Raw genomic sequence first — 12,573 nt, 5'->3', positions numbered from 1 at the left:
GGCCCCGTGGGGCGGTCCTAGCGGATCCGGCGTTCGCTGTCGGGCTCGAACAGCATTGCCCGGTCCGGGTCGAAGCGCGCGGTGATCGCCTGACCGGGCTTGATCCCGTGGTTCTCGCCCAGCGCGATCGTCAGCGGCTCGTCCGTGTCGGCGCCCGAATATCCATAGGACACACCGCCCAGATCCTCGATCACCTCGATGCGGGTTTCCAGCGACGCGCTGCCATCGGTCGAAAAATGCTCCGGCCGGATGCCCATCAGAACCGGTGTGTCCCGCTTCAGCGTCCCGCTCATCGGCACCGAGGCGCTCGTGCCGTCAAAGTCGTTAAGGGCGATGGTGGCGGTGCCATTGCCCGATGCGGTGACGGTTCCGCGCAGGAAGTTCATTTTCGGCGAACCGATAAAGCCGGCAACGAACAGATTGTCGGGGTCCGAATAAAGATCGAGCGGCGCGCCCGCCTGTTCGATCCGGCCGGCGCGCAGCACGACGATCTTGTCGGCGAGCGTCATCGCTTCGACCTGATCGTGGGTGACATAGATCATCGTCGCGCCCAGGTCATTGTGAAGCTTGGCGATCTCGAGCCGCATCTTCACGCGCAGTTCCGCGTCCAGGTTCGACAGCGGTTCGTCGAACAGGAACACTTTCGGCTCGCGTACGATCGCCCGGCCGATGGCCACGCGCTGGCGCTGGCCGCCGGACAATTGCTTGGGCTTGCGCTGCAAGAGCTGTTCCAGATGCAGGATTTCGGCGGCCTTGTGCACCCTCTCGCGGACCATCTCCGGATTGGCGCCGGTCATCTTCAGGCCGAACCCCATATTCTCCTCGACCGTCATGTGCGGATAAAGCGCATAGGACTGGAACACCATCGCCACGCCGCGGTCGGCGGGCTCGACCCGGGTCACGTCCTCACTGCCGATCGCCACCGTGCCGCCCGATGCCTCTTCCAGGCCGGCGACCAACCTCAGCAGTGTCGACTTGCCGCAGCCGGACGGGCCGACGAACACCGCGAACTCGCCCGATTCGATGGACAGATCGACACCGTGGATGACGTCCACGCTGCCGAACGACTTCTTCAGATCCCTCAGTTGGACGTCTGCCAATGGAAGCTCCCCCGCTACCGGCCGGTGTCCGCTAGGCGCGCGGTCCCAGCCTGATTTCGATATCGGCATTGATGGCCGCCGCCGCCGCGCGCACATCGTCCGCCCATCGTTCCAGTTGCGCCATCGCGATGCGGTAACTCGGCGCCGTCACCGAGATGCCGCCGACGAAAGACCGGTCATGCGACCGGATCGGCGCGGCGACACAGTGTATGCCGGTCTCATGCTCTTCCCGGTCAAAGGCGATCCCGGCGGCCCTGATGTCGGCCAGTTCCTCGCCCAGTACGGCCGCATCGGTCAGCGTGTGCTCCGTGTGCCGGCGAAAATCGACCCGCGCGATGCGCGCCCATGCGTCTTCGGGCGGCAGCGCCGACAGCGCCGCCTTGCCGACGCCGGTGCAATAGCAGGGCGAAGCATTGCCGATCTGGCTGTGCATCCGCACCGCCTGACGCGATTCCACCTTGTCCAGATAGATCACCTCGAGATCGCTCAGGACGCCCAGATGGACCGTTTCGCCGGTCTTTTCGTGCAGCGCGGCCAGGTGTGGTTCGGCGATCTCGCGAAACCGATTGCCCGACCATGCCCGCGCGGCGAACTGCAAAAGGCGCAGCCCCAGCCCGTATGAATGGTCGGGATTGACCTGCAAAAGGCCCTCCGAGATCAGGTTGGAGACCTGCCGGTGCAGCGTGCCGGGCGGCTGACCGATTGCCTCGCGCAGATCGCGAAAGCGCATCGGCCGCTCGGCGCGCGCCACCACGTCGAGCACGGCAACCGCCTTGCCCAGCGTGCCGGTATCCGGCACCGTCCGCGCGCGATCGGCATCCGATTTCCGGTCGGTCCTGTCCTGTTCGATCCAGGTGTCCATGTCCTCCCCGGCGGACGGCATGGGAGACCGTCCGGCTCTTGACTCCTTATCGACCTTAGCTCAATAATTCAAGATAGTCAAACGACGTTCCACTATATGGAACAACTTATGCGGCGTCGTTTGTCTGAAAGAACCGCATTTGCGCCGTCCCGGATCAACCGTTCGGCGCGCGTTTGGGTGGCGGAGAGGCGCCATCCGCATTCGGGAGGAAAATCGGAATGAAATCCATTCTCAAGGGCGCCGCGTTCGGCGTCTTGGCAACAACGATGATGGCGGGCTCGGCCTCCGCCAGTGAACTCGTCATCACCTTCGATGACCTGAATCCGGCGCCGAAGGCCGCATTCGAGGCTGCGGTCGAGGCTTTCCGCGCCGCCAACCCCGACATCGAGGTGACCGCCAACAATGGCGACCGCGAGGCGCACAAGAACACCATCCGCAGCGCGCTTCAGAACGATGCGCCCGACGTCATCACCTGGTATCCGGGCAACCGCATGGCGCCCTTCGTCGACGCCGGCCTGTTCATGGACATTTCCGACCTGTGGGCGTCCGACCCCAACCTGTCGCAGCATTTCGAAGCCATCAAGCCGACCATGTCGCGCGACGGCAAGCAGTGGGGCGTGCCCTATTCCTATTATCAGTGGGGCGTCTATTACCGCAAAGACATCTTCGACAAGCTGGGCCTGTCCGAGCCGACGACCTGGGACGAGATGCTGGCAGCCTGCGATGTGATGAAGGAAAACGGCGTCACGCCGTTCACCATCGGCACCAAGTTCCTTTGGACGGCAGCCGGCGTGTTCGATTATCTGAACCTGCGCACCAACGGCTATGAGGTGCATAACGCGCTGACCGCCGGCGAGATCAAATACACCGACGATCGCATCCGCGCGACCTTCGCCAACTGGGAGACGATGCTGGAGCGCTGCTCGTTCGTCGACAACCACGCGACGATGAGCTGGCAGGAAGCGCTGGCCCCGTTCGCCAATGGTGACGCCGCCATGTATGTCATGGGCAACTTCGCCGTCGCCGGCATGAAGGACGCGGGCCTGACCGAGGAGCAGATCGACTTCTTCCAGTTCCCGGAAATCACGCCCGGACTGCCACGTGCCGAGGAAGCGCCGGCGGACGCCTTCTTCATCCCGGCGAACGCCACCAATGTGGAGAACGCCAAGAAGTTCCTCGCCTTTGTCGCTTCGCCCGAAGTGCAGGCGGAATGGAACAAGGCAATCGGCCAGCTTCCGCCCAACTCGGCCGCCGCGATCAATGAGGACGACAAGTTCATCGTCGAGGGGATGGAGACGCTGTCGACCGCATCGGGCCTGGCCCAGTTCTATGACCGCGATGCGCCGGCGGCGATGGCCCAGGCCGGCATGGAGGGCTTCCAGCGCTTCATGCTCGACCCGAGCACGCTCGACGAAGTGCTGACCGAACTCGATCGCGTTCAGGGCGAAGTCTACTAAGCCAACACCGGAAACCGGCCAGACCTATTCGGGTCTGGCCGGATCATCCGCCGGCAGGCATTTGGTCGCGGCATTCCAGAGCGGGAACAGGCGACGCAAATTCGTCCCGGCGCTTTCGGGGAGGAGCACCCATGGCGAGCGCGGCAACAGCCAGCGCGGGCGGCCTTCGAGCCAGCCGTTACGAGACCGAAACTGTCCGCGTGGCCGTATCGGGCGTGGTGCTCGTGATCGCGGCCTGGCTTCTCTTCTTTGTCGTCGATCCCGGCGTTATCCAGAACTGGCTCGGCTATGGCCAGCGCAGCGACGCACGCGTGCCCGCTTTCTTTGCCCGTTTCGCGCTGCTGCTGGCCGTCATCGTCTCGGGCTTCACGCTGGTCACCTCGACCGCCTACTACAAGCGCAACCGGATCAGGTTGGCGCCTTGGATGTTCGTGTCGATCGGCCTGGTCTTCTTTGCGGTCTACGTCATCCTGCCGATCTTTCAGTCCTTCTCCTATTCGTTCACCCGCTGGGACGGGCTGCGCGACATCAATGGCGTGTGGACCGGCGAATGGGTCGGTCTCCAGAACTACCGGCGACTGCTCGACGATCCGAACTTCTACACCTCGCTGTGGAACAACCTGTTGTGGCTGGTCCTCTATATGCTGGCCGTGCCGATCGGGCTGGGCATCGCCCTGTTTCTGAACCAGACAGTCACCGGCATCCGCATCTACAAGTCGCTCTTCTTCTTCCCCTTCGTCATCTCACAGGTCGTGGTCGGGCTGATCTTCACCTGGGCCTACAATCCCGAGTTCGGGCTCGTCGGAGAGATCTGGGGCTGGTTCTTCTGCGAGGAGACCACGAACATCATGGGCAACCCGACGACGGTCTGCTCGGTCGATCCGCCCAACATCCTCGGCAACCCCGATGTCGCGACCTACGGCATCATCGCCGCCGGCCTGTGGCCGCAGATCGCCTATTGCATGATCCTTTACCTGACCGGGCTGAACAACGTATCTCCCGACCAGATCGAGGCCGGCCGGCTCGATGGCGCCAAGGGCTGGAAGATGCTGCGCCACGTGATCCTGCCTCAACTCGCGCCGGCGACCTTCCTTGCCGTGGTCGTCACCGTGATCGGCGCGCTGCGCTCGTTCGACATGATCGCCACGATGACGCAAGGGGGGCCCTTTGGCTCCACAAACGTGCTGGCCTACTACATGTACGACCAGGCGGTCGGTGAGGGCGTCGGTCGCTACGGCTACGGTTCGGCCATTGCCGTCGTCCTGTTCGCCATCATGCTGGTCTATATCAGCTACTTCCTGTGGCGCATGTGGCAGGACGAAAGGGAGGCGCGCTGATGTCGGACACCTTTCGCGCCCGTGTCGCCGCAATCTGCGAGCGCCTTCCTGGATCGGAGGTGTCCGACCCCTGGGGCGGGGGCCACGACGCCTATAAGGTCGGTGGCAAGATGTATGCCTGCATCGGCGCGATGACGCCGGGCGTCGCGGTCAAATGCGCGGATATCGAAACCGCCGAAATGCTGAAATCGGTCGGCTTTGCCGCGCATGCACCCTATTTTCACAAGAGCTGGGTGCTGTTGCCCGAGGACGCCGATGGCGGCGAACTGAAACAGCGTATCGAGCAGTCCTATGATATCGTCCGGGCCAAGCTGCCCGCCAAGGTCCGCAAGGCGCTGCCCGAGCGCAGCAGAGCGGAGGCGGNCGCACTGTTCGTCTGGCTCCTGCCGCTGCTGGCGATCTTCCTGACCTCGATCCGCCCGGCGATCGACATCAACACCGGCAACATGTTCGGCATCCCCAGCGAATTCGTGATGTTCGACAATTATGGCCAGGTGCTCGCCCAGCCCAACGCGCTGCGCTACATGCTCAACACGCTGATCATCACCATCCCGACGGTGATCCTTTCCGTGTCGCTGGCCTGCCTGACAGGCTATGCGCTGGCGGTCTACCGGTTCCGCTGGGCGCTGCCGCTGTTCTTTGTCTTCGTCGCCGGCAACTTCGTGCCGTTCCAGATCCTCATGCTTCCGGTCGTCGACCTGTCGGTGCGGCTCGAAATGATGAACACCATCCCCGGTCTCGTCATCTTCCATGCCGCGTTCCAGACGGGCTTCTGCACGCTGTTCATGCGCAACTTCATCAAGGCGCTGCCGTTCGAACTGATCGAGGCCGCGCGGATCGAGGGCGTCGACGAGTTCAAGATCTTCTGGCACCTGGTCCTGCCGCTGGTGAAACCGGCCATCGCCGCGCTGTCGGTGCTGATCTTCACCTTCATCTGGAACGACTTCTTCTGGGCGACGGTGATGCTGCAGGACGATGCGAACCTGCCGATCACCGTGGGCGTGCGCACGCTCAACGGTGAATTCGTCCAGCAATGGCAACTGATCTCCGCTGCATCGCTTCTGGCCGCCCTGCCGCCGGTGATCATGTTCTTCGCCATGCAAAAGCACTTCATCGCCGGGCTGACGCTTGGCGCAACCAAGGGCTAGCATTCCATGAGCGTGTCTCCGACCATCGCCTTCATCGGCGCCGGTTCCACCATCTTCATGAAGAACATCATCGGCGACGTTCTGCACCGTCCGGCGCTGTCCGGCGCGGTGATCCGTTTGATGGACATCGACCAGACGCGGCTCGACCAGTCCAGGCTGGTCGCCGAGAAGCTGGTCGCAACGCTCGGCGCAAGCGCGACCGTCGAGGCAACAACCGATCGCCGCCGCGCGCTCGATGGCGCCGATTTCGTTGTCGTCGCCTTCCAGATCGGCGGGTTCGAACCGGCCACGGTCGTCGACTTCGAGGTTCCCGAGCAACTTGGCCTGAAGCAGACCATCGCCGACACGCTCGGATTGGGCGGCATCATGCGCGGCCTGCGCACCGTGCCGCATCTGTGGGCGCTGTGTCAGGACATGACCGAACTGTGCCCCGACGCGATCCTCCTGCAATATGTCAACCCGATGGCGATCAACACCTGGGCGATAGCCGAACGCTATCCGAACATTCGTCAGGTTGGCCTTTGCCATTCCGTGCAAGGCACGGTGAAGGAACTGGCGCGCGATCTGGGCATCGATCCATGGCGCATCCGCTATCGGGCGGCGGGCATCAACCATGTGGCGTTTTTCCTCGAGTTCGAGGAACGGATGGACGATGGCACCCATCGCGACCTCTATCCCGATCTGCACGCCGGCTACGAGGCGGGCCGCATCCCGCTGGAGCCCGATCACAATCTGCGCTGCCCCAATCTTGTGCGCTACGAGATGATGAAGCGCCTGGGTTATTTCGTCACCGAGAGCTCCGAGCACTTTGCCGAATATGTGCCCTGGTTCATCAAGCGCGACCGGCCGGACCTGATCGAGCGCTTCCGCATTCCGCTGGACGAATATCCCAAGCGCTGCGTCGAACAGCAGAGCGCCTGGGCCGCGCAATATGAGGAATATCAGTCGTCTGACTCAATCGGTATCGAGCCGAGCCACGAATATGCCTCCGACATCATCAATTCGGTGTGGACAGGCGAGCCTTCGGTCATTTACGGCAATGTGCCCAACCACCGGCTGATCGACGGTCTTCCCGATGGCTGCGCGGTCGAGGTGCCGTGCCTGGTGGACGCCAACGGCGTCCAGCCGACGCGCGTCGGCGCCCTGCCGCCGCAGCTGACGGCGCTGATGCGGTCCAATGTCAATGTTCAGGAACTGACGGTGCGGGCGCTCGTTGAGGAAAAGCGCGAGCATGTCTATCACGCCGCGATGATGGACCCGCATACGGGCGCCGAACTGGATCTCGACCAGATATGGACTGCCGTCGACCGGCTGATCGAGGCGCATGGCGCCTGGCTGCCCGACTGGCTGCATGGCGACGCGATGCGTGTCGCAGCCCAATAGGAGTAACCAGAAGACAATGGCCGATTTTCCGATCTATCCGGACCTGAAAGGGGCGTCCGTCCTGATCACCGGTGGCGGGTCGGGCATCGGCGCCGCGCTCACCGAAGGCTTCGTCGCGCAAGGGGCGCAGGTCGCCTTCATCGACATTGCCGAAGAAGCCAGCAAGGCGCTGGCCCACGACCTTGGGGCGCGCTACGGCCATGCCCCGCTCTACCTCAAGGCCGATCTGACCGATGTTGAAGCAATCCGGGCCGCAGTGGCCGAAGCCGCCCGCGACCATGGTCTGGTGACGGTCCTCGTCAACAACGCCGCCTGGGACGACCGCCACGAGATCGATGCGGTCGATGCCGACTATTGGGACAGGAACACGGCGATCAATCTGCGCCACGCCTTCTTCACCGCCCAGGCCGTTACTGAAGGCATGAAGGCGTCGGGCGGCGGCGCGATCGTCAATTTCACCTCCACATCCTTCATGCTGAACATTGGCGACATGCCGGCCTACACCGCATCCAAGGCCGGCATTATCGGCCTGACCAAGGGTCTGGCGGGCAAGCTCGGGCCGCACAAGATCCGCGTCAACGCGATTGCGCCCGGCTGGGTGATGACCGATCGCCAGAAACAGCTTTGGGTGACGGACGATTCGCTCAACGAAATGCTCGGGCGGCAAAGCCTCAAACACGCATTGCAGCCGCACGAGATGGTCGGGCCGTGCCTGTTTCTGGCATCGAGTGCGGCCAGCGCCATCTCGGCGCAGACCCTGATCGCCGATGGTGGCCTGCTTTGATCGCCAATCCCGCCATCGCGGCCGTTCTGGTCGATTGGGGAACCTCCCGTCTCCGGCTCTGGGCCGTCGATGGCGCCGGAACCGTGCTTGGCGAAGCGCGCAGCGGCGAGGGCATGGGCGCAACCGAGCCGCGCGCCTTCGAAGGTATCCTGGAGCATCATCTTGCCGAACTGGGCGCCGGCCCGAAGGTGCCCGTCATGATGTGCGGCATGGTCGGCAGCCGGCAGGGCTGGCAGGAAGCGCCCTATGTCGAAGTGCCGGCCCGGCTCGAAACGATCATCGAACGCGCGCTGCCCGTGTCCGGCACGCCGCGCGAAGTGCGCATCCTGCCGGGCATCGCCGACCGCAGCGTCGAAACGCCCGATGTGATGCGCAGCGAGGAAACCCAGCTTCTGGGCCTGGGGCGAATGGCGGGCAACGGTGCTGAGGGGCTCGTCTGCATGCCTGGAACCCATGCCAAATGGGTCCTGATGGACGAAGGAGCCACCCAGGTTTCCGGCTTTGCGACGGCGCTGACCGGCGATCTGTTCGCGGCCCTGTCGCGCGGCTCGGTCCTGCGTCACTCGCTTTCGGGCGATGCCGGGTTGGATGGCGCTTCGTTCGACAAGGCCGTGCGCGCCGCCATCGACGAACCCGCAAGGATGCTCATGCGGCTGTTTGCGATCCGCTCGCGCGCCCTTTTGCATGGCGCCGATGCGGCCCACGCCTCGGCCAGCCTGTCGGGCACGATCATCGGCCAGGACATTGCCGGCGCGCTCGCCCGGTTCGGCAAGCCCGAGCGGCTGACGCTGGTCGGCGGCGGCACGCTGGGCGCGCTGTACGCTCGGGCGCTCGATCTGGTCGGCATCGCAACCGATGTCTTCGACGGCGAGGAACTGGCGCGCGCCGGCCTGTTCGCGGCCGCCGTTCGCGTCTGGCCCGACATGTTCGCCACCGCGCCCCCTGCGACGGCGGCAAACCCGTGAGCGTGCAATGACCATATCGAAACAATGGCCAGGCTTGCGGCGCGGGCTTGTCGCGATCCTGCGAGGCTTGAAGCCCGACGAAGCGGTTGGCATCGCTGCGGCGCTGGTCGAGGCGGGCTTCGAAGCGATCGAGGTGCCGCTCAATTCGCCCGATCCGTTCGTCTCGATCGAAACGATCGCGGCGCGTTTCGGCGACAAGGCGCTGATCGGCGCCGGCACGGTGTTGACGCCGTCCGATGTCGACCGGTTGGCCGGTGCCGGCGGCAGGCTTCTGGTCTCGCCGAACATCGATGCCGGCGTAATGGGCCGCGCCGCCGAACGCGGGCTTGTCACCATGCCCGGTGTCTTGACGCCGAGCGAGGCGCTGGCCGCCGTTCGCCTTGGCGCATCGGCGCTCAAATTCTTTCCCGCGAGCGTTCTCGGCCCGTCCGGCATCAAGGCGATCTCCGCCGTTTTGCCCGGCGATACGCTCATCGGCGCGGTCGGCGGCGTGTCGCACGACGATTTCGCGGCCTACGGCAAAGTCGGCGTGCGCACATTCGGCCTCGGCTCGTCGCTCTATGCGCCCGGACTGGACGCCGGCGAGGTCGGCAAACGGGCAAGAGCCGCCATCGCCGCCTATGACGCGGTTTTCGGGTAGGGACCATGGCCGCAATCGACTTTCTGTCACGCACGCACTGCCACCTCGGCGAAGGCCCGTTCTTTTGCGACCGGCGCGACACGCTGTTCTGGTTCGATATTGTGGAGAAAAAGCGATACGCGCACGACTTTGCCACGGGAACGGAGACCGTTCTCGACCTGCCAGAGATGGCGAGCGCCATGGGCGTGGCGGCGGACGGCCGCGACGTGATCTTCACCGAAACCGGCCTGTTGCTGTGGGACGGCACCGACCTGACGCGGTGCGCCGCGATCGAGGCGGACAACCCGCAAACGCGCTCCAACGATGCGCGCATCCATCCGTCCGGCGCTTTCTGGCTCGGCACGATGGGCAAGGGCGCCGAGCCCGGTTCCGGCGCCATCTATCGCTGGTTCGCGGGTTCGGTCGACCTGCTGTTCGACAACATCACCATCCCCAATGCGATCTGCTTTTCGCCCGACGGAACGACGGCCTGGTTCACCGACACGCCGACCGGAAAGCTGATGCGGGTGGCGACCGATCCGGCGACCGGCGCGCCAACCGGTGAGCCCCAACTCTTCTTCGATCATTCAGGCGGCACGGGTGGCCTCGATGGCGCGGTCTGTGACGGCGGCGGCAACATCTGGAACGCCCGTTGGGGTGCGTCGGCGCTCGATTGCTATGCGCCGGACGGCACCCGCACCACGACGATCGACCTGCCGGTCACGCAGCCGAGCTGCCCTGCCTTTGTCGGCGGCAACCGCCTTGCGGTGACCTCGGCATGGGAGAACATGGACGCCGCCGCCCGTACCGCCGATCCCGATGCCGGTGCAACGCTGATCGTGACGCTTGACGTGGACATCGAACCGCGATTTGAGCCGGCCCTGCATCTTTATCTTTGATCCGTCCGGATGCCCTGACATGACCACTCTTCGCAAGCAGCGCCTCGGCACCTGCTATTATCCCGAACACTGGCCGCGCGAGCGCTGGGAAACCGACGCCGCGCTGATGGCCGAAGCGGGCATCAGCCATGTCCGCATCGGCGAGTTCGCCTGGTCGCGGCTGGAGCCCGAGCCGGGCCGTTACGATTTCGGCTGGATGGACGAGGCGTTCGACGTGCTGGGCGCGCAGGGGCTGCGCATCGTTCTGGGCACGCCCACGGCGACGCCGCCCAAATGGCTGGTCGATACGATGCCCGACATGGTGGCGCTGGACGACCGCGGCGATCCGCGCCGTTTCGGCTCGCGCCGCCACTATTGCTTCTCCCATCAGGGCTATCGGGCCGAGTGCGCCCGCATCGCCGAGGCGCTGGCGCGCCGCTATGGCACCCATGACGCGCTCGAAGCCTGGCAGATCGACAATGAATATGGCTGCCATGACACGGTAATGAGCTATTCGCGTGCAGCGCTTGACGGGTTTCGCAACTGGCTGGCGCAGAAATACCAGTCGCCCGATGCGCTGAACCGCGCCTGGGGCAACGTCTTCTGGTCAAAGGAATATTCGTCGTTCGATGCGATCGACCTGCCGAACCTGACCGTGACCGAGCCGAATCCTGCCCATGTCATGGATTTCTGGCGCTATTCGTCCGACCAGGTCGTCGCGTTCAACAGACTGCAGGCCGACATCATCCGCCGCCATTCGCCGGGCCGCGCTGTGAGCCACAATTTCATGGGTTCGGAGATCGCCTTCGATCACTATGCGGTTGGTGCCGATCTCGACATCGCCACCTGGGATTCCTATCCGCTAGGCTTTCTGGATCGCGACACGTCGGACGAGGCGGTCAAGCTGCGCTATCTCGGTGTCGGCGATCCGGACCTTCAGGCCTTCCACCACGATCTCTACCGGGCGTGCGGCCAGGTGCGAAACGGCCAGAGCGAAGGCCGCTGGTGGGTGATGGAGCAGCAGCCCGGACCGGTGAACTGGGCGCCGTTCAATCCGGCACCCGAACCCGGCGCGCTGCGTCTCTGGGCGTTCGAGGCGTTCGCCGCCGGTGCAGAGATCGTCTCGTACTTTCGCTGGCGCCAGCCGTCTTTCGCCCAGGAGCAGATGCACGAGGCGCTGCTTCTGCCCAATGGCGACAGGAACGAGGGCTGGCATGTGTGCAAGAAGGTGGCCGGCGAACTGAACGCGCTCGGCGCCGTGGCCGCGCCCGAACGCGCCGATGTTGCCTTGGTCTTCGACTATGAAAGCGCATGGGCATGGGCGATCCAGCCCCAGGGCGCAGATTTTTCCCATCTCGACATGGCGCTGCGCTTCTACCGCGCCTTGCGGCGCGCCGGCGTCAGCGTCGATGTGGTACCGCCGACGCCCCAGGCGGTTCAGGGGCGCAAGCTCGTCGTCCTGCCATCGGTCTATGCGGGCAGCGCGGCGCTTGCCAATGCCCTTTCTGGCGGCGACACCCATCTGATCGTCGGGCCGCGTACCGGATCCAAGACGCGTGACTTCCAGATTCATCCGAACCTGCCGCCCGGGCCGTTCGGAGCGCTCACCGGCGTGACTGTCACCCGGGTCGAAAGCCGTCCACCCTTCGCGCCGGTCGCACTGGACAATGGCACGTTGTTTGAGGGCTGGCGCGAGTTCGTCCGCCATGGCGACGATGTGACCGTTCAAGCGCGCTGCGCCGATGGCCATCCTGCACATCTTGTAAAGGGCCGGGTCCACTATCTGGCCGGTCGCCCCGACGCCAGGCTCGCCGACAGCGTCGTGCGCCGTGTGCTTGCCGATGCCGGCATTGCGCCTCTGGACCTGCATCGCGATGTGCGCATCCGCGACAATGGCGCGATCCGCTACCTGTTCAATTACGGTCCGGAGCCGGTCGATGTTTCGCCATGGACCGGAAAGGGCGATGCCCTGCTTGGCGAAACGCCGCTCGAACCGCGCGGCGTGATGGCTGTGCGACGCGCTTGACCCCTGCCGGTACG

Annotated in this window: 11 protein-coding genes and 1 pseudogene; 10 read left to right on the top strand and 2 right to left on the bottom strand. The window is 64.6% G+C overall.

What is annotated here, in order from left to right:
* Positions 1-17: 17 nt before the first annotated feature.
* Entirely contained in the window at positions 18-1,100 is a 1,083-nt protein-coding gene (locus DEM25_RS00800; protein WP_245412707.1) for an ABC transporter ATP-binding protein, read from the bottom strand.
* 31 nt (positions 1,101-1,131) lie between these two features.
* Positions 1,132-1,962, bottom strand: a complete 831-nt coding sequence (locus DEM25_RS00795) for an IclR family transcriptional regulator (protein WP_109766860.1) — start codon at positions 1,960-1,962, stop codon at positions 1,132-1,134.
* A 218-nt stretch (positions 1,963-2,180) separates the two neighbouring features.
* Here DEM25_RS00795 and DEM25_RS00790 point away from each other — a divergent pair, with 218 nt between their 5' ends.
* From DEM25_RS00790 to DEM25_RS00750, 10 genes and pseudogenes are all read left to right on the top strand, one after another.
* Positions 2,181-3,419 (top strand): ABC transporter substrate-binding protein, encoded by a 1,239-nt coding sequence (locus DEM25_RS00790; protein WP_109766793.1) that lies wholly within the window; start codon positions 2,181-2,183, stop codon positions 3,417-3,419.
* Between the two features lie 131 nt (positions 3,420-3,550).
* Complete coding sequence (locus tag DEM25_RS00785) at positions 3,551-4,756, top strand: carbohydrate ABC transporter permease (protein ID WP_342633450.1); 1,206 nt, start codon at positions 3,551-3,553, stop codon at positions 4,754-4,756.
* Positions 4,756-5,040, top strand: a pseudogene (locus tag DEM25_RS18030) (MmcQ/YjbR family DNA-binding protein); the annotation flags it as partial. The gene DEM25_RS00785 and the pseudogene DEM25_RS18030, both read left to right, overlap by 1 nt.
* 27 nt (positions 5,041-5,067) lie before the next feature.
* A complete protein-coding gene (locus DEM25_RS00780) occupies positions 5,068-5,904 on the top strand; it encodes a carbohydrate ABC transporter permease (RefSeq protein ID WP_439650642.1) in 837 nt (278 codons plus the stop codon).
* 6 nt (positions 5,905-5,910) lie between these two features.
* Complete coding sequence (locus DEM25_RS00775; RefSeq protein ID WP_109766796.1) at positions 5,911-7,287, top strand: alpha-glucosidase/alpha-galactosidase; 1,377 nt, start codon at positions 5,911-5,913, stop codon at positions 7,285-7,287.
* Positions 7,288-7,303: 16 nt separating this feature from the next.
* A complete protein-coding gene (locus tag DEM25_RS00770) occupies positions 7,304-8,071 on the top strand; it encodes an SDR family NAD(P)-dependent oxidoreductase (protein ID WP_109766797.1) in 768 nt (255 codons plus the stop codon).
* The gene (locus tag DEM25_RS00765; RefSeq protein ID WP_245412706.1) at positions 8,068-9,036 is read left to right on the top strand and encodes a 2-dehydro-3-deoxygalactonokinase; all 969 of its coding nucleotides are present in this window, start codon (positions 8,068-8,070) and stop codon (positions 9,034-9,036) included. The genes DEM25_RS00770 and DEM25_RS00765 overlap by 4 nt, the downstream gene beginning before the upstream one ends.
* A 7-nt stretch (positions 9,037-9,043) precedes the next feature.
* Positions 9,044-9,676 (top strand): 2-dehydro-3-deoxy-6-phosphogalactonate aldolase, encoded by a 633-nt coding sequence (locus DEM25_RS00760; RefSeq protein ID WP_109766798.1) that lies wholly within the window; start codon positions 9,044-9,046, stop codon positions 9,674-9,676.
* A 5-nt stretch (positions 9,677-9,681) separates the two neighbouring features.
* Complete coding sequence (locus tag DEM25_RS00755; RefSeq protein WP_109766799.1) at positions 9,682-10,554, top strand: SMP-30/gluconolactonase/LRE family protein; 873 nt, start codon at positions 9,682-9,684, stop codon at positions 10,552-10,554.
* 19 nt (positions 10,555-10,573) lie between these two features.
* Positions 10,574-12,559, top strand: coding sequence for a beta-galactosidase (locus tag DEM25_RS00750; RefSeq protein ID WP_109766800.1), 1,986 nt, complete (start codon positions 10,574-10,576; stop codon positions 12,557-12,559).
* The last annotated feature ends 14 nt before the right edge of the window (positions 12,560-12,573 follow it).

This window comes from Oceaniradius stylonematis, from assembly GCF_003149475.2.
In the GTDB taxonomy this organism is placed as follows: Bacteria; Pseudomonadota; Alphaproteobacteria; order Rhizobiales; family Rhizobiaceae; genus Roseitalea; species Roseitalea stylonematis.
Note: the sequence above shows the minus strand (reverse complement) of the source record. Positions and strands in the feature narration are given on the sequence as shown.